The organism is Lentzea alba, from assembly GCF_011067745.1.
GTDB lineage: Bacteria > Actinomycetota > Actinomycetes > Mycobacteriales > Pseudonocardiaceae > Lentzea > Lentzea alba.
Map to the genome: position 1 here is coordinate 165,491 of NZ_JAAMPJ010000001.1, position 17,728 is coordinate 183,218.

A 17,728-nucleotide genomic window follows, 5' to 3' on the forward strand; every position below is an offset into this window, starting at 1 on the left:
GCTCTAGGAAACCGTGGCCAGGTCCGGCGACGACACGTCGTAAGTCGTCCCGGTCCGCGTCAACAGCACCAGCAACACGGCCGCCTTGCGCGGGGTGTCCTCGACGCTGCCCCACTTCACCACGCGGTTCCCGGTCAGCGTCAGCTTCACGTCGGCACCGGACGTCGCCGCCACGGCGAGGACCTCGGGCCGCAGCTTCTCCGGCAGTTCGTTCACGACCCCGACCACGGCGCGAGTGGCCGGGTCCGCGGACGACGGAGCGGCCAGCACCAGTTCGGGCACGCCTGGCGCCGCCGCCGGCAGGACCGCGTAGTCCTTGCCGGTGGCGTCGACCAGGTGGAAGCCGTCGGGCATCTTCACCGAGCCGACCGGGACGCGTTCGGTGATCAGCAGCCGGACCGTGCCGGGCAGCTGGCGTTCTACCTCGACCGCGGCGACGCGCGGCATCGCGGCCACACGGTCGTGGATGCCGGCAAGGTCCAGGCGCACCAACGGGGAACCGGGTTCGATCGCGGCGACAGCGCGGACCTCGTCGTCGGTCAGCACCACGGAACCACGGACGTCTACTTGGTGGACGCCGAGCAACGGCGTGAAGAGCACGCAGTAGGTCAGCCCCACCACGGTGAGCAACGTCAGCAAGGCGACCAGGCGGCGGCGCAGGATGATCCTGCGCCGCGCCCGGTACTCGGCGCTCTTCGGTCTCCGGTTCGCAGCGGGACGAACTCGCGTGGACCTGCCGCGAACCGGAGCACTCATGCCTGCACTTTTTCTGACAGCGCGCTGACGATCTCGGGACCGAGCATCGTGACGTCACCGGCGCCCATGGTCACCACGAGGTCGCCCTCGCGGACGAGCGACGCCACCAGCGCGGGCACGCGGTCGAACGACGGCTCGTAGTGCACGGAAGTCGTTACCTGGTCCGCGATCAGCGCGCCGGTGACACCGGGCTCCGGTTCCTCGCGGGCGCCGTACACGTCCAGCACGACCACCTCGTCGGCCAGGGACAAAGCCGCGGCGAACTCAGTGGCGAACGTGCGCGTGCGTGAGTACAGGTGCGGTTGGAACACCACGACAACACGGCCCGCCGCCGCGACCGGACGCGCCGCACGCAGCTGTGCGTCGACCTCGGTCGGGTGGTGCGCGTAGTCGTCGTAGACGGACACGCCACCGGCACGGCCCTTGAACTCGAACCGCCGGCGCACGCCACCGAAAGCAGCCAGGCCTTCGAGCAACCCGGCCTGATCCGCACCCAGCTCCAAGCCGGCCAGCAGAGCGGCAACGGCGTTCAACGCCATGTGCTCACCCGGCACCGCGACACGAACCTCGACAGCCACACCGTCGATCTCGACCGACGCCAGGCCACCGGACTCGAACGGCTTGTAGTCGACGATCCGCGCGTCGGACGCAGTGCGCCCGTACTCGCGCACCCGAATCCCGCGCGCGCGAGCCTCGGCGATCAGCCGTGCGGCACCAGGATCGTCCACACAGGACACGAGCACACCGCCCGGCACGATCCGTTCCAGGAACGAGTCGAACACGGCCGTGTACGCCTCAACGGTGCCGTGGTGGTCGAGGTGGTCCGCCTCGACGTTGGTCACGACGGCGACCGACGGCGAGAAGAACAGGAACGAGCCGTCGGACTCGTCGGCCTCGGCCACGAACACCCCACCGGTGCCCTGGTGGGCGTTGGCACCGGACTCGTTCAGGTCGCCACCGATGGCGAACGACGGGTCCAACCGGCAGTGCTGCAGTGCGACGGTCAGCATCGACGTGGTCGACGTCTTGCCGTGCGTGCCGGCGACACACACGACCCGGTGGTCTTCCATCAGCGCGGCAAGGGCCTCGGCGCGCCGCAGCACGGTGATGCCACGCTCGCGGGCAGCGGCGTACTCCGGGTTCGACTCCCGGATCGCGGTCGACACCACGACCTCGGTCGCACCGCCGACCAGCTGGTCCAGGTTGGCGGCGTCGTGTCCGACGGCGATCCGCGCGCCCTGGGCGCGCAGTGCCAGCACGGTCCGCGAGTCCTTGGCGTCCGAACCGGACACCTGCACGCCGCGCGCGAGCAGGATGCGGGCGATGCCGCTCATGCCGGCACCACCGATGCCGACGAGATGTACGCGCTCGAGGCTCACTTCTTGATCACATCCAACACGGTGCGGGCCAGGATCTCGTCGGCCTCGCGACGGCCGGTGCCGAGCGTCGCCGCGGACATCTGCGCCAGCCGGTGGCGGTCCGCCATCAGCGGCACGACCAGCGACGCGACCTTCTGCGGCGTCAGCTCCTCGTCCGGCACCAGCACGCCACCGCCGGCGGAGACGACGGGTCCGGCGTTCAGGGCCTGTTCGCCGTTGCCGTGCGGCAGCGGCACGAACACTGCGGGCAGGCCGACGGCCGACACCTCGGCGACGGTCATCGCGCCCGAGCGGCACAGCACGGCGTCCGCGGCGGCGTACGCCAGGTCCATGCGCTCCAGGTACGGCACCGGCACGTACGCCGGTGCGCCCGGAACCTGCTGCACGGCAATGTTGTTCTTCGGGCCGTACGCGTGCAGCACGCCAACGCCCGCGCGGGCGAACTCGGCCGCGACGGGCGCCACCGCCTCGTTGATCGAGCGCGCACCCTGCGAGCCACCGAACACGAGCAGGACCGGCGCGTTCGGGTCTAGGCCGAAGAACCGGCGGGCCTCGGCGCGCAGCGCGGCGCGGTTCAGGGTCGTGATCGAGTGGCGCAGCGGGATGCCGATGATCTGCGCGTCCGTCAGGCCGGAGTCCGGCACGGCCGCCGCGACGTGCTCGGCGAACTTGGCGCCGACCTTGTTCGCGAGACCGGCCTTGGCGTTCGCCTCGTGCACCACGATCGGCACGCGGCCACGCGCGGCGAGGTACGCGGGCAGCGCCACGTAACCGCCGAAGCCGACGACGACGTCCGCGCCCACCCGCTCCAGCACCTCACGGGTCTGCTTCACGGCGCCGCGCACGTTCAGCGGCAGCTTCAGCAGGTCCAAAGTCGGCTTGCGCGGCATCGGCACCGGCGGGATCAGCTCCAGCTGGTAGCCGCGGGCCGGCACGATCTTGGTCTCCAGGCCGCGTTCGGTGCCGAGCGCGACGACGCGTGCGTCCGGTCGCAGCCGCATGACCGCGTCGGCCAGCGCCAGTGCCGGCTCGATGTGTCCCGCAGTGCCACCGCCTGCGACCACGACGCACGGACCACTGGGGGCAGGGTGCCCGGTCAAGACTTGCCTCCGGAGATTGGTTTCGACTTCGAACTTCTCAGTTGTATCGCCCGCGACCGCGGGTCGACCGGCCTTGTTCTGAACGGCTCTGGTTCACCCGCCGCGTTTCGCGGCGACGGTACTCCGACGGCGGTGCGGACCTGCCAGCCATACGACGTTCGTCGACGACCGGAAGTTGCGCGGTGCGTCTGCCCGGTGCGCGCGGAGGTGTGGACGGGCGGACCGGCTTGCGCTTGGGCGGCGGCCGGTACGCCTCGGGTGCGGGCAGCTTGAGCAGCCCGCCGACCCGGCCGGGGCCGAGCGACCGCAGCGCCGCCACGGCCTCGGGTTCGTGCCGGGCGCAGTTCGCGAGGATGCCGAACACGATCATGGTCATGACGACCGAGGTGCCGCCGGAGGAGATCATCGGCAGCGTGATGCCGGTGACCGGCAGCAGCCGCACGACGTAGCCGATGTTGATCGCGGCCTGCGCGACCAGCCACACCGTCAGCGTCGCGGACACGATTCGGATCCACGGGTCGGTGTTGCGCGAGGCGACCCGCAGGCCGACCCACGCGAGCCCGCCGAACAGCGCCAGCACCAGCGCGCACCCGACGAACCCGAGCTCCTCGCCGATCACCGCGAAGATGAAGTCCGACTCGACGTTGGGCAGGTACCGCCACTGCGAACTGCCCTGCGCGAGCCCCTTGCCGAACAGGCCGCCCTCGGCGAGCGCGAACATCGCCTGCCGGGCCTGCAGACCCGCTCCCTGCGGGTCGGCGTTCGGGTCGAGGAACGACGTCACGCGCTGCAGCCGGTACGTCGCGCCGATCGCGAGCACGACAGCACCCGCCACCGCGCCACCGGCGATCACGCCGAACAACCGCATCGGCGCGCCCACGAACCACAGCAGGCTGATCAGCACCACGCCGAGCGTGATCGTGCCGCCGAGATCGGGCTGCAGCATGACCAGCGCGAACACCAGCATCGCGACCGGCACGACCGGCACCAGCAGATGCCGGTACTGCGACAGCAACGCGCGTTTGGTGACCAGGACGTGCGCGCCCCACAACGCCAATGCGAGTTTCACGGCCTCGATCGGCTGGAACGAGATCGGCCCGACGGTGAACCACGACTTGGCACCACCGCGGACGTCGCCCAGCGGAGACAGCACCAGGGCCAGCAGCAGCACGCCGATGCCCATCGCGGCCGTGGACATGTGCCGCAGCCGGCGCAGCGGGAACCGCAGCACCAGCCAGAACAGCACCGCGCCGACGCAGACGTAGATCAGCTGTTTCTGGAACACGCTGTAGGCGGACACACCCGACGCGACCTGTCCCGGCGCCGATGCCGACAGCACCATCACCAGGCCGAGCACGGTGAGCATGCCGAAGATCGCGAGCAGCAGGTGGAAGTCGGCAAGCGGCCGGCTCAGCCACGCGGTCAGACCGCCGCGCAACGACGTGATGCGACCCGCGGGCCGCACCTTGCGCTTCGACCTCGTCTTCTCCGCGACGACGCTCATCGGCCGATGAGCTCCTGCACCGCGGCCGTGAAGGCCTGCCCGCGATGGGCGTAGTCGGTGAACATGTCCATGGAGGCCGCCGCCGGCGCGAGCAGCACGGTGTCCCCCGGCCTCGCAAGTTCCTGAGCAGCCCGTACCGCGACGGTCATGGGTTCATCGTCCCCTGTGTCAAGCACACGAACGGGGACATTCGGCGCGTGTCGCGCCAGCGCGTCCGCGATGACCTGCCGATCCTGGCCGATCAGCACCGCGCCACGCAGCCGGTGCGCCTCGGCCCGGACCATCGCCTCGACCGACGCGCCCTTCAACAGTCCACCGGCGATCCAGACGACGCTGTCGAACGCCCGCAGCGACGCCACCGCGGCGTGCGGATTCGTCGCCTTCGAGTCGTTGATATATTGGATATCAGCGCCATCCACCGCGACGAGCACCGCACGGTGCGCCGCCGGTTCGAACCTCTCCAAGCCCTCCCGCACCGCCTCGGACGGCACGCCGTACGCGCGCGCCAGTGCCGTTGCGGCGAGTGCGTCCGCGATGCCGGGCGGACCGGCCGGGCGGATCTTCGAGACCTCGATCAGCGGCTCGTCGTCGGCGAACGCCCGGTCGACCAGCCAGCCGTCCCGCACGCCGAGCTGGCCCGCCGCGGGCTCCTCCAGCGTGAACCCGACGCGATCACGGGCCGGGGACTCCCGCAGCAGATCGACGACGAGATCGTCGTCGAGCCAGCCGATCGCCACCTCACCGGTGAGGATCCGGGCCTTGGCCTGCGCGTACGGCTTCATGCCGCCGTGCCAGTCGAGGTGGTCCTCGGCGAGGTTGAGCAGCGCGCCCGCCTGCGGCCGCACCGACGGTGCCCAGTGCAGCTGGAAGCTCGACAGCTCCACCGCGAGCACCCGGCGCCCCGCCAGCAGCGCGTCCACCACCGGCAGCCCGACGTTTCCGCAGGCCACGGCGTCCGCACCGGCGGCGTGCAGGATCGACTCCAGCATGCCGACCGTCGTGGTCTTGCCGTTCGTGCCGGTCACCGCGAGCCACACCGGCGGGTCGGCCAGTTCGGCGGCCATCCGCCAGGCCAGCTCGACCTCGCCGATCACCTCGATGCCCGCCGACGCGGCGGCCGCGAGCAGCGGGCTCGACGGCTGCCAGCCGGGGCTCGTGACGACCAGCGACGTGCCGGCCGGCGGCTCGATGAGCCCCGGCACCAGTTCGACGCCTTCGAGCAGGGTCTCCAGCGCGGCCAGCCGTTCCGGCGACGAGTCCGTCACCACGACCTCAGCGCCCGCCGCGAGCAACGCCTCCGCGGCGGACCGACCGGTCACTCCAGCACCGGCGACCAGCACTTTTGTTCCGGCCAGTTTGGTCATAGTCCTAGAATCCGCCCGTCAGCCACTCGCTGTAGAACACGCCGAGCCCGAACATGCAGCAGATACCGCCCATCAACCAGAACCGGATGATGACCGTGGTTTCCGCCCAGCCCGCGAGCTCGAAGTGGTGGTGGAACGGTGCCATTCGGAAAAGACGCCGTCGTGAGGTGCGGAAGACCGCGACTTGCAACGCCACCGACAGGGCCTCGACCACGAACAGACCACCGATGACGATCATCAGCAGCTCGGTGCGGGTGGCGATCGCGAGGCCGGCGACGAGGCCGCCGAGCGCGAGCGACCCGGTGTCACCCATGAAGATCTTCGCGGGAGCGGCGTTCCACCAGAGGAAGCCGATGCAGCCCGCCATCGCCGCCGAGGCGATCACCGCCAGGTCCAGCGGGTCGCGCACGTCGTAGCAGCCCACGACGGAGTAGGTGGCACAGCTCCAGCGCCACTGCCAGAACGAGATCACCACGTACGTGCCGAACACCATCGCCGACGAGCCGCCAGCGAGGCCGTCGAGGCCGTCGGTCAGGTTCACGGCGTTCGACCAGGCCGCGACCATGCCGTAGCAGAAGACGACGAACCCGACGACGCCGAACGAGACCACGGTGATGTCGCGGACGAACGACAGGTTGACCGACGCGGGCGTCAGGCCTTCCTTGTTCGGGAACTGCATCACCAGGATCGCGAACGTGATCGTCGCGAGGAACTGGCCGACCAGCTTCGCGGTCTTGTTCAGGCCCAGGTTGCGCGACTTGCGGATCTTGATGAAGTCGTCGAGGAAGCCGACGAGCCCCAGCGACGTCGTCAGCATCAGCACGAGCAGGCCGGACGCGGTCGGGGTCTGCCCGGACGCCGAGGCCGACATGGAGTTCACCAGGTGCGTGCCGAGATAACCGGCCCAGATCGCGATCAGGATGGCGAGGCCACCCATGGTCGGCGTGCCGCGCTTGGTCTTGTGGTGCTGCGGACCGTCCTCGCGGATCTCCTGGCCGAAGCCCTGCCGCGAGAAGACCTTGATCAGGTAGGGCGTCAGCAGGATCGACACGGCGAGTGCGATCGCTGCCGCGATCAGGATGCTCTTCACTTGGTTCCTGCCTCCAGCAGGGCCTCGGCGATGCGCCACAGGCGGTAGGCGTTGGATGCCTTGACCAGCACGACGTCACCGGGCCGGAGTTCCGCGCGCAGCAACGTGATCGCCGCGTCCGCGTCCGGCACCAGGACGGACTCTTCCCCCCAAGATCCTTCCAGGTGCGCACCCTGGTGCATCGCGCGGGCCGCGTCTCCGATGACGACCAGCTTGCTGATGTCCAACCGCACCACGAGGCGGCCGATCTCGTCGTGCTCACGCACCGCGTCGTCACCGAGCTCCGCCATCGGGCCGAGCACGGCCCAGCTGCGGCGGGCGGGCGTGGTGGCGCGCGAGATCGTCGCGAGCGCCTTCAACGCCGCCCGCACCGAGTCCGGGTTCGCGTTGTAGGCGTCGTCGACGATCGTCACGCCGTCGGCCCGGTCGGTGATCACCATGCGGTGCGCGGAAACCCGTTCCGCGGCGCCCAGTCGTTCGGCGACCTCGGCGGGCGTGGCGCCCAGTTCGAGTGCGATGGCGGCGGCCACCAGCGCGTTGCCGACCTGGTGCAGGCCGTTGAGCGCGAGCTTGACCTGCGCGTCGCCCTGGGCGGTCTTCAGCGTGAAGCTCGCGCGGGCCTGCTCGTCCAGTTCGATGTTCTCGGCGCGGACGTCCGCGTTCTTGTTCTCCCCGACCAGGACGACCTTGGCCTTCGTGCGGCTCGCCATGCCCGCGACCAGCGGGTCGTCGGCGTTGAGGATCGCGACGCCGTCTTCCGGCAGCGCCTCGATCAGCTCGCCCTTGCCCTGCGCGATGCCCTCACGCGAACCGAACTCGGAGAGGTGCGCGGTGCCGACGTTCAGCACGGCACCGAACTTCGGCGGCGCGATCTCGCAGAGGTTCGCGATGTGGCCGATGCCGCGGGCGGACAGCTCCAGCACGAGGAACTTGGTGTCGTCGGTGGCGCGCAGTGCGGTCCACGGGTGGCCGAGCTCGTTGTTGAACGACTCCGGCGGCGCGATCACGTCCCCGACCGGCCGCAGCACCTGCGCGATCAGGTCCTTCGTGGACGTCTTCCCGGCCGAACCGGTGACGCCGACGATCGTGAGGCCCTCGATCTGGTCCGTGACGTACCGGGCGAGCTTGGCCAGCGCCGCCAGCACCGCCGCGCCCTCGCCGGTCTTGTCGCCGGCGAGCACGTAAGCGTTGGCGTGCTTGGTCTCCACCGGCGGCGCGATCACCGCGGGGGCGTCGACCTCGCGGCCGGCCAGCACCCCGGCGGCGCCCTGCGCCACGGCCTGGGCGGCGAAGTCGTGGCCGTCCACGCGCTCACCGGGCAGCGCCAGGAAGAGGCCGCCCTCGGTGACCTTGCGGGTGTCGAACTCGATGGAACCCGTGACGACCGGGGTGCCATCGGTTGCGTGCAGCCGTCCGCCGACGATCTTGGCGATCTCGGCGAGCGTGAGTGCGATCAACGGTGAGCCTTTCTGATCGCGGCGGTCAGCGTCTCGACGTCCGAGAACGGGTGGATCACGCCGGCGATCTCCTGTCCCGTCTCGTGCCCCTTGCCTGCCACCACGACGACATCGCCCGGACGTGCGAGCTCGACGGCTTTCTCGATCGCGAGCCTCCGGTCGCCGATCTCCAGCACCTCGCCCCGGTTCTCGGTGGCGAGGGCGCCTTCGCGCATGGCGGCCCGAATGGAGGACGCGTCTTCGCTCCTCGGGTTGTCATCGGTGATGATCAACACCTCGGCGCGTTGCGCGGCGGCTTCCCCCATCAGCGGGCGCTTGGCCCGGTCGCGGTCACCGCCGCAGCCCAGCACGATGATCACCCGGCCGTCGGTCTTGGCCCTGACCGCGTCCAGCGCGAGCGCGACGGCGGCGGGCTTGTGCGAGTAGTCGACGACGGCGGTGAAGTCCTGGCCCTCGTCGACGCGCTGCATGCGGCCGGGGACCTGGACGCTGCTCAGACCTGCGGCGATGGCATCGCTGGAGATGCCCTCCGCGTGCAGGCAGGCGATCGCGAGCAGGGCGTTCGCGACGTTGAAGCTGCCGGCGAGCGGCAGGTGGATCTCGATGTCGCCCACGGGCCCGTGCGCGGTGAACGTCTGCTCACCGGTCGCGCTCACCTCGACGTTGCTCGCGGTCCAGGTGGCGGGCTTGGTCGTGGCGACGGTGATCGTCGAGTCCTTGACCAGCCGCTCGCCCCACTCGCCGTCGACGCAGACGACCTCCTTGCGCGCGCGGCCGTCGAACAGCTGCGCCTTGACCTCGAAGTACTCCTCCATCGAGGCGTGGAAGTCGAGGTGGTCCTGGCTGAGGTTCGTGAACGCGCCGATCTCGAACTCGGTGGCGGCGACGCGGCCCAGTTCGAGCGCGTGGCTCGACACCTCCATCGCGACGTCGGTGATACCGCGCTCGGCCATGACCGCGAACAACGCCTGCAGGTCAGGCGCCTCGGGCGTGGTGTGCGAGCTGTCGAGCCGCACGTCGCCGATGCGCGTGCCGACCGTGCCGATCAGGCCGGTGTTCTTCCCGGCGGCCTTGAGCACGGACTCGATCATGTAGGTGGTGGTGGTCTTGCCGGACGTGCCGGTGACCCCCCAGAGCTTGATCTTCGTCGACGGCTGGCCGTAGACGTGCGCGGCGAGCAGCCCCACGACCTCACGCGGGCGCGGGTGGATCAGCACGGGCACGTCCTTGAGGGCCTCGCGCGCGGCACCGGCCTCGTCCGTGAGCACCGCGACAGCACCGTTGGCCAACGCCGTCTCGGCGAAGTCGGCACCGTGCACGCGCGCGCCGGGCAGCGCGGCGTAGAGGTCTCCGGGGACCACGTGCTGTGCACGCAGCGTCACCCCCGTCACCTGGACGTCGGCATGCGCCGGCCGGGTCAGGTGCACGTCGGCGACCGCAGCCAGGGCAGCCACGGAAGCAGGGCGAACGGTGTTGGGGCGGGGCGGGGCGGTCGCGACCTTGCCCTCGAGCTTGGCAGGCACGGGCAAGAGGCTACCGGCGTACACAGAGTGGTCGAGCGGCGCGTTGGCAATCGGGTGATGATCTGCACCGATGGGCCGTTCGAGTGGACGTCTTCGCTGGTCTTCACGAGCGAGCCCGTCCGGCCGAACAAGTTCCTGCGTGCTTTGTGACTTTGGGCCCTGTGGTCAGTTGTGCGGGCGCGGTGAGGTAGAGGGCGGCAGGAGGCGGCGATGAAAACGAGCACGGCGGTGGAACCCAGGAGGTTTTCCTTCTGGGCACCGGATTTCAGTCGTTCCGTGACGGTCGGGGTCGACACTTCCGAATCCGCGTATCACGCTTTCGAGTGGGCCGCGCGCCACGCGTGGTCACTCCGGACGGACCTCCAGGTGTACCTCGCGGACCCCGGCGACACGACGGTCCAGCGAGTCCTGGAACGACTCCCCATGCTCACCGCCCACTTCCGCCCGAGCGGTGACGACCCGGTGGCCGCACTGGTGAGGGCGTCGGACTCCAGCGCGACCTTGGTCTTGGGGTGCAAGGGCGAACAGCACCGCAGCCTGGGTCTGGGTTCCCTCGTCCTCCCGGTGTTGCGCCGCGCGCGGTGCGGCGTCGTAGTGGTGCGCGGACGACCCCCGGCCATCCGCGGCGAGTACGGCTGGATCACCGCTGCCGTCGGCGGGTGCGAGGACCCGGTCGTGCTGCGGCGCGCGGTCGAACTCTGCCGCACCCGCCGAGCGCACCTGCGCCTGCTGCACGTCCACCCGCCGGCCCAGCACGGCGTGTCGGTGCCGCGCGACGAGGCAGCCGTCCGGCGTGCCGTGCTGTTCCTGCGCACCACGGCTCCGGAGCTGACTCCCGAGGTTCTGGTCGAGTCCCGGCATCCGCACGAGGCGTTGGCCGCTTTGGACTCCGATCTCGTGGTGGTGGGGCGGGGTGGGCAGCACGACGGGGTTGGGCTGATCACTCGTGCCGCGCTTTATCACGCTTCTTGTCCGGTGCTGGTGGCTCGGCCTGAGCCGATGCACGACGACCGGGTGAAGCCCTGAGCAAGCGTCGTTCGGGCGCGTACGCCGTTCTCTAGCATGGCGTGATGCCGCTGCATGCCGCGACCACACTCCGGGGTGCCTTGTACACCTTGGGCCGCGACGACGAAACGTGGTTGAGGACCGTTGACGCGCTGCTGGGGCAGGTGCTTTCCGGCACCTCGATCCAGCAGTCGATGCACGGCCTGTACGGCTGGATCGAGGGTGGCGAGCTTTCGGAACTGCTACGGGAGGCCATGGCACGCACAACCCAGCAGTTACCGTCTCTGCGCGGGCTGGTGCGCCTTGAGACGGTTGCCGCCGTTCACACGGTGCTGGTGGCGAGGGCGTTCTTCGAGTCGATCCGCGAAACCCTGGCCGACGTCGATGATCTGTGCGCTCCTGACGGCGAAGTTTGGCATCAGGAAGACCACTCGTTCGTCTCACACCTGTATTCCGACGATGTGCCCGCACCTTCGGCACGGGACTTCGCCGACAGCCTCCAGAACATCGTGAGATGGGCGGCAGACCGGGCCGAGCGGGTTCATCGGGCGCTGAAGAGGTCGAATCCCGTCAACACGAGCAAGGCGCTGCTGGAGGTCCGATTCCCTTGGACGGTGGCGACCCGGTATGAGGCGGACTACCGGTCATGCGCGACGCGGATACCTGAATTCGCGGTGTGGGCGGACCCGTCGCAGGAGTCGCTCGACCAGCTCGAATCGACATTCGGGCACGATGCCCAGGCTGACTTCCACCGGGATGCCCGCACAACGTTGACCAGGCTCAACAACGCTTTGCTCGAGGAGCACCTGCTCGGCGACGCGGATCTTCCCACGTTCGAAGACGTTTTCGTCCAGCTGTGCTACCGCATGATCACGGCAGGTCCGTTGGCACTCCTCGCCAGCGACAGCTGGTGGTCATCCGAGGTCCCCCGGCAGTCCGGCCTGCACACCCTGCTCACCCGTCATTTCACGAGCAGCGAGTCCTCCCGGGCTCCTCTGCTGATGATCGGCGGACCTGGTTCAGGCAAGTCGATGCTGACGAAGGTGATCGCCGCCCGCATTCCGGACAGCGGGTTCACCGTGGTCACCGTTCCGTTGCGGTCGACCGCCATCGGTCTCCGTGGTCGAGCAGGTCGAACTGGCCCTGCAGGACCACACCGAAGGACGAGTCGGGTGGAGCGATCTCGGTGAGGATCGCATCCGTGTGGTCGTGCTGGACGGCTTGGACGAGATGCCGACGACCTCCGGGCGACCCAGCACCTACCTCGACGAGGTCGTCCGGTTCCAGCAAGCCGAGCTTCAGCGCGGCCGTCCGGTGGCGGTGGTGGTCTCCTGCCGGACCTCGTTCGTGGACCAGGTGCTCATCCCGGACGGCACGCCGGTGGTGCAGCTCGCGGAACTCGACGACACCCAAATCGCCCAGTGGGTCGAGAGGTGGAACCGGGCCGACAGCGACACGAGGCGACGCCCGCTGAGGCTCGACGACGTGCTCGCGCGAGTGGAGCTGGCCCGAAGCCCGTTGTCGCTGGCAATGCTCGCGGTGCTGCTGACCAACCCGGCGGTGCCACTCCAGACGAAAGCCTTGACCGTCGCGGACCTCTACCTCGGTATCTCGGCACAGTCAGCTGACAAGGCGTCGCACCTCGCTATCGCCGCGTTGGGCAAGCTCAACCGCGGCTGGCGACCGATGTCCGAAGCCGATCTCCGTGCCGATCTCGACGCTCTCGGCCACCGAGCCTCCGGCCCGCCCGCAGACGTGCTTCGGGATCTCGAGACGGGGCCGGCGACGTTCGCCGAGTACCGGATCGCCGCCTTCGTCGTGGAGAAGCTGGATGTCACGGCGGCCTCGGCGCGACGCACCAGTCCGCCGGAAGACGACCTGCTGTTCGCGCTGCTGTCCCACCATCCTCTGGCACTGCGCCCGTCGACGTTGACGTTCGTGTCGCAGCTGACGGAGAGGATGCCGGCCGGGAAACGTGACGAGCTGACGCAGGTCCTGCACGAATTGCTCCGCGAGTACCGCACGCGACAGAGCACGTACCTCTACTCGGACTACCAGCCCACCGCGCCGGACCACATCCGTTCCCTGGCAGCGTATTCCGCGAACCTGGTGCTGTTGCGACTGTTCATCCAGCCGGCGGACGAGGTGATGCGAGTCAGTCCCGCGGTGTCGAAGAGTCTGACCGACCTGTGGTCGGTAGGGCTCGACGACACAGGTCTGCGTTCGATGCGGTCCTCGGTCCTGATCGAGGGCGAGGTGATGAGTCGGCGTGCACATCGCGCCTCGGCGGGACGAGAAGTCCTCCTCGATCCGGACATGGAGCCGATGGGCGTCGAGGTCGTCCACCGAGCGCTCGTCTCGGGTGAGAAAGCAATCGGCCAGGTCACCTGGTCGTCCGACGGCGGGTTGCTGACGGCCAACTCCGGCGGAGTCCTCGCGTGTTGGCAGCTCGCCGCCGAGTCACCGGCGAAGCACGTCCTCGACTTCCCGCGGGCCTCGGACGTCGCGTGGCATCCGACCCGTCCGATAGCCGCGATCGTGCAGCGGAAGAAGCTCCTCGACGCGAAGAAGAACAGCCCGGTCCACCACGTGTTGCTCGCAAGTTTCGGAAGCGGGTACACGACGCGGGTGCTGTGCCGCGTCGAAAGCGGCACAAGAATCTGCTGGTCTCCCGATGGCGCCACACTCGCCCTGCTCGACGATGGAGCGTTGTGGACCATCGATGTCGCGACGGGACACCAGCGAGAAGTCTTCCTCTTCTCCGCCCAACGCCCAGGGCGGACGCCCTATCAGCTGAAACCGCGGTGGTCGAAGGACGGGGAGCACATCTGGACCGGGGATGCCCGCGGTGTGCACCGATTCGCCGTGACGACGCCTCAGCGCGAGACCCACCACTTCGGTACCGACACGCTGGACTTCCATCTGCCGGACGGACTGGCAGCGGTGGCATCGCGGGACGGCACGGACGTCGAGATCCACGTTCTCGGCGCCGACAAGGCTTCTGCCGTGCTGGAGGGGCACACGAAGCGCGTCGTCTGTGCCAGGTTCTCTCCAGACGGCCGCTATCTCGCATCGATGTCGACGGACAACACGGTCCGGATCTGGCGCAGCCGTGACTGGCAGTGCGTCGCGGTGTTGCCGCGAGAGGACATCAGCCGCAGAGGCGGACTTGCCTTCCACCCCGCGGAACCACTGCTGGCGGTGAAGAACGGCAATGGTGTCGACATCGTCCGCCTTGATCACCGCGTGCTCGGCACGATCGGAGCGGCCGCAAACGCACGCCGGTACTCGAACGCGAAGATCGTGCTCGTCGGTGACACCGGAGTGGGCAAGTCCGGGCTCGGCCTCGTGCTGAGCGGTCAGCCGTTCGAACCGACCGAGTCGACGCACGGCCGCAACGTGTGGACGTTCGACAAGTCGTACGCCACCACGCTGTCCGGCGAAACGGAGACGAGAGAATCCCTGATCTGGGACCTGGCGGGGCAGCCCGGCTACCGGATGGTCCACCAACTGCACCTCAACGAGGTGGCGGTGGCACTGGTGGTGTTCGACGCCCGCAGCGAGACCGACCCGTTCGCAGGCGTGCGGTACTGGAGCCGGGCGTTGGCACAAGCCAGGAAGCTGGACGGAGCGGCGGCGGTGAGGTTGCGCACCTACCTGGTCGCGGCCAGGGCAGACCGCGGCACGCCAGGCGTGAACAAGACGAGGATCGAGCAGACCGTCCAAGAGCTGGGCTTCGACGGATATCTGGAGACCAGCGCGAAGGAGGGCTGGGGCGTAGGCGATCTGATCACCACGGTCCGAAACGCGATCGACTGGGACGCGGTGCCGGCGATCAGTTCGACCGCGTTGTTCCAGGAGATCAAGGACTTCTTGCTGGAGGAGAAGAAGCAGGGTCGCATTCTGACCACTGTGGACGATCTGCTGCACACCTTCAGAAGGGTGCGGCAGGACGAAACACGGCCGGAAGACCTCGCGGACGGGTTCTCGGCATGCCTCGGCCGGCTGGAAGGCGTCGGTGTGGTGCGGCGGATGGCGTTCGGCGACTACGTGCTGCTGCGCCCTGAACTCCTCGACGCCTACGCGTCATCATTGGTGCAGGCCGCGAAGGACGAGCCGGACGGCCTCGGCTTCGTGTCGGAGTCGAACGTGCTCGAAGGCAGATTCCGAATGCCCGAGTCCGACAGACTCACGAACAAGCAACAGGAACGGATCCTGCTGATCACGGTCGTGGAGGAACTGCTTCGGCGCGAGATCGCGCTGAAGGAAGTCACCGACAAGGAAGTCGACCTGATCTTCCCGTCCCAGTTCACCAGGGAACGGCCGGACGTTCCGCTGACGCTGGGACTGGACGTGGTGTTCACCTTCGACGGCGACCTGTCCTCGATCTACGCGACCCTCGCGGTGCGGTTGTCGCACTCGAGGCTGTTTCAGCGCGGCCCGATGTACCGCAACTCGGCCTCCTACCGCGCGAGCGCGGGAGGAATGTGCGGAATGGCGATCCACGAGATCGCAGAAGGCAGGGCTGAGCTGGCGCTGTTCTACGAAGACGCTCAGCCGATCGTGCGCAGGCAGTTCGAGGCCTACGTCGTGGAACATCTGGACCAGCGCGCGGCCGCCGACACCGTCTTCATGCGCCGGGTTCGCCGGTGCGAGCCCTGCAACTACGCGATCGACGACGAGGTCGTGCAGCGCCGGCTCGGACGCGGAATGACGACGGTGACCTGCCAGATCTGCGACGCGGTCATCCCGATCCTCGACGAGGAGCAGCCCGACGTTCGGCCGGCTGTCGCCGAGATGAACTCCAACGCCAACGCGCAGCGCGACCAGGACGTCGCCGCGACCACCCTGAAGGGCAAGCGGGAGGCCGAGGACTACGACGTGTTCCTGTGCCACAACACCAAGGACAAGCCGCTGGTGCTGGAGATCGCGAGGCGGCTGGAGGCGCGCGGAATCCTGCCTTGGCTGGACGTCCGCGCGATCCAGCCCGGATCGCGGTGGCAGCAGGAGATGGCGAACGGCATCGCGAAGAGCCGGTCGGCGGCGGTGCTGATCGGGCCCTCCGGGCCTGGGCCGTGGCACGAAGCCGAAATGGAGCTCATCAACGACTGGTCCGCGCGCAACCGCAACCGGCGGGTCATCCCGGTGATCCTCGACGGCATAGACGGCGATCCCGAACTCCCCGGCTTTCTACGGGTGTGGTCCACCATCGACATGCGGATGGCGGACCCCGACCCGCTCGAGCAGTTGATCTGGGGCATCACCGGCGAGCAGCCCCGGTGGGCCTAGCAGGGCTTGCGGAGGATCGTGCCGGTCGTGCCCTTCAGGGAGACCGCGCGGACTGAGGCGCCCTTCTCGTTGAGCTGGGTGGTGGCGAGGCGGACGGTGACCGCGGCGCTGCCCGTGCGGTTGGCGTTGACGATGACGGTGCCGCATTCGAAGTCGCGCTCGTGCACGTTGGGGGCCACCTCGTGGTGCTCGCCCAGCGGGGCGCCGAGGTTCCAGTCGTATTCGGGGCGCCACTCGGAGGCGTTGCCGTAGCGGTCGGTCTCCTGGATCTCGGAGATCGCCGCGTGGGAGCCGGCGGCCAGCAGGTAGCTCGCGTAGGCGTAGCGGAAGGGTTGGTCGGCGCCGCTGTGGTGCGGTTGGACCAGGGTGATCTTGCCCTTGGCCTCGTTGGCGGCGATCTCGGCGACCTGGCGGCCCCAGCCCTGCTCGTACTCGGACAGCAGGTCGTTGTCGCCGAAGGTCAGCCACCACTCGTCGAATCCGCCGTCCAGGTGCTCGACGTAGCTGTCCCAGGCGCCGTCGTAGAGGCGGGCGTTGGACAGGTTCGCGATGGTTTTGAGGTTCGCGTCGACGAACTTCTGCCTGGTGTTGGCCAGCATGGCGCGGTAGGCGTCGCGCATCGACTCGTCCGTCGGGTACTTCGAGGGGCAGACGCCCTCGTGGTAGGTGTCGCAGGCGAACAGGGCGTTGTCCATGAAGACGCCGTCGAACGCTTTGCTCGACGCGATCACGTCGTCGGCCCAGGCGTTCTGGTAGTCGGTGTTGCCGACGTCCATCTGCCAGTGGCCCTCATATCCGTCGTACTCGAATCGCTGACCGTTCGGGTCCTGAAGAAACCACTCGGAGTGATTGTTCGAGGCCTCGCAGTAACCGACGCCTGTGGGGAGATCGGCGTCGTCGACACCGTTCGAACACGCATAGCTGCGGGTCGAGGAGAGGTCTTTGTAGACGAACGTCTGGATCTTCGGGTTGGCCGCCTTGAGCTTCGCGGCAAGATCGGCTTCCCAGGCGTTGAGCACCACGTACGAGCGCCGGGAAGCTTCGGCGGTGATCATTTCATCGGTCGTCGGCGTGCTGTTCATGTGCAGCCAGAACGACTTTGCGGTCGAGTCAACTTCTTCTGCCTGAGCTGCGGGAACCACCGTCACCGCCAGCAGGCAGACCAAGATCAAAGCACGCCAGAAACGCACGACAAACCCCATCTCGTCTTGCACACCGATTTCGGAGTATTAGACGGGATGAAATGTGTCTCATTTCGGGC

The 17,728-nt window shown here is 68.6% G+C and carries 12 protein-coding genes; 3 read left to right on the forward strand and 9 right to left on the reverse strand.

Going from position 1 to position 17,728, the window contains the following annotated elements:
* Window positions 1-3: 3 nt before the first annotated feature.
* The 8 genes from G7043_RS00770 to G7043_RS00805 are packed head-to-tail and all read right to left on the reverse strand — an operon-like array spanning window position 4 to window position 10,173.
* Window positions 4-756 (reverse strand): cell division protein FtsQ/DivIB, encoded by a 753-nt coding sequence (locus tag G7043_RS00770; protein ID WP_166042815.1) that lies wholly within the window; start codon window positions 754-756, stop codon window positions 4-6.
* Window positions 753-2,135 carry a UDP-N-acetylmuramate--L-alanine ligase gene (gene murC, locus G7043_RS00775; RefSeq protein WP_313887646.1) on the reverse strand — a complete coding sequence of 461 codons (1,383 nt, stop codon included), beginning with the start codon at window positions 2,133-2,135 and terminating at the stop codon, window positions 753-755. Before murC ends, G7043_RS00770 begins: the two co-directional genes overlap by 4 nt.
* Window positions 2,132-3,235: an undecaprenyldiphospho-muramoylpentapeptide beta-N-acetylglucosaminyltransferase gene (gene murG / locus G7043_RS00780; protein ID WP_166042816.1), complete on the reverse strand. Its 1,104-nt coding sequence runs from the start codon at window positions 3,233-3,235 to the stop codon at window positions 2,132-2,134. Before murG ends, murC begins: the two co-directional genes overlap by 4 nt.
* Window positions 3,236-3,272: 37 nt before the next feature.
* Window positions 3,273-4,739 (reverse strand): putative lipid II flippase FtsW, encoded by a 1,467-nt coding sequence (ftsW, locus tag G7043_RS00785; protein ID WP_166042817.1) that lies wholly within the window; start codon window positions 4,737-4,739, stop codon window positions 3,273-3,275.
* On the reverse strand, window positions 4,736-6,103 hold the full coding sequence (gene murD / locus G7043_RS00790) for a UDP-N-acetylmuramoyl-L-alanine--D-glutamate ligase (protein ID WP_166042818.1): 1,368 nt from the start codon (window positions 6,101-6,103) through the stop codon (window positions 4,736-4,738). The genes ftsW and murD overlap by 4 nt, the downstream gene beginning before the upstream one ends.
* 4 nt (window positions 6,104-6,107) lie before the next feature.
* Window positions 6,108-7,193, reverse strand: a complete 1,086-nt coding sequence (gene mraY, locus G7043_RS00795) for a phospho-N-acetylmuramoyl-pentapeptide-transferase (RefSeq protein ID WP_166042819.1) — start codon at window positions 7,191-7,193, stop codon at window positions 6,108-6,110.
* The gene (locus G7043_RS00800) at window positions 7,190-8,650 is read right to left on the reverse strand and encodes a UDP-N-acetylmuramoyl-tripeptide--D-alanyl-D-alanine ligase (protein WP_166042820.1); all 1,461 of its coding nucleotides are present in this window, start codon (window positions 8,648-8,650) and stop codon (window positions 7,190-7,192) included. Before G7043_RS00800 ends, mraY begins: the two co-directional genes overlap by 4 nt.
* Entirely contained in the window at window positions 8,647-10,173 is a 1,527-nt protein-coding gene (locus G7043_RS00805; RefSeq protein WP_166042821.1) for a UDP-N-acetylmuramoyl-L-alanyl-D-glutamate--2,6-diaminopimelate ligase, read from the reverse strand. Before G7043_RS00805 ends, G7043_RS00800 begins: the two co-directional genes overlap by 4 nt.
* 276 nt (window positions 10,174-10,449) lie before the next feature.
* On the opposite strand from G7043_RS00805, the gene G7043_RS00810 reads away from it, so the two are divergent.
* The 3 genes from G7043_RS00810 to G7043_RS00820 are packed head-to-tail and all read left to right on the forward strand — an operon-like array spanning window position 10,450 to window position 16,467.
* Window positions 10,450-11,199: a universal stress protein gene (locus G7043_RS00810; RefSeq protein WP_166042822.1), complete on the forward strand. Its 750-nt coding sequence runs from the start codon at window positions 10,450-10,452 to the stop codon at window positions 11,197-11,199.
* A gap of 44 nt (window positions 11,200-11,243) precedes the next feature.
* Complete coding sequence (locus G7043_RS00815) at window positions 11,244-12,368, forward strand: ATP-binding protein (protein WP_166042823.1); 1,125 nt, start codon at window positions 11,244-11,246, stop codon at window positions 12,366-12,368.
* On the forward strand, window positions 12,298-16,467 hold the full coding sequence (locus G7043_RS00820; protein WP_166042824.1) for a TIR domain-containing protein: 4,170 nt from the start codon (window positions 12,298-12,300) through the stop codon (window positions 16,465-16,467). The genes G7043_RS00815 and G7043_RS00820 overlap by 71 nt, the downstream gene beginning before the upstream one ends.
* Here the strand turns inward: G7043_RS00820 and G7043_RS00825 are convergent.
* Window positions 16,464-17,657 carry a putative glycoside hydrolase gene (locus G7043_RS00825; RefSeq protein WP_166042825.1) on the reverse strand — a complete coding sequence of 398 codons (1,194 nt, stop codon included), beginning with the start codon at window positions 17,655-17,657 and terminating at the stop codon, window positions 16,464-16,466. The two genes, G7043_RS00820 and G7043_RS00825, sit on opposite strands and share 4 nt — an antisense overlap.
* Window positions 17,658-17,728 lie beyond the last annotated feature (71 nt).

Excerpts from the sequence above, each read along its gene's own strand:
- G7043_RS00770 (WP_166042815.1), bottom strand. The coding sequence starts at position 756 with ATGAGTGCTCCGGTTCGCGGCAGGTCCACGCGAGTTCGTCCCGCTGCG.
- G7043_RS00815 (WP_166042823.1), top strand. The coding sequence starts at position 11,244 with ATGCCGCTGCATGCCGCGACCACACTCCGGGGTGCCTTGTACACCTTG.
- murD (WP_166042818.1), bottom strand. The coding sequence starts at position 6,103 with ATGACCAAACTGGCCGGAACAAAAGTGCTGGTCGCCGGTGCTGGAGTG.
- ftsW (WP_166042817.1), bottom strand. The coding sequence starts at position 4,739 with ATGAGCGTCGTCGCGGAGAAGACGAGGTCGAAGCGCAAGGTGCGGCCC.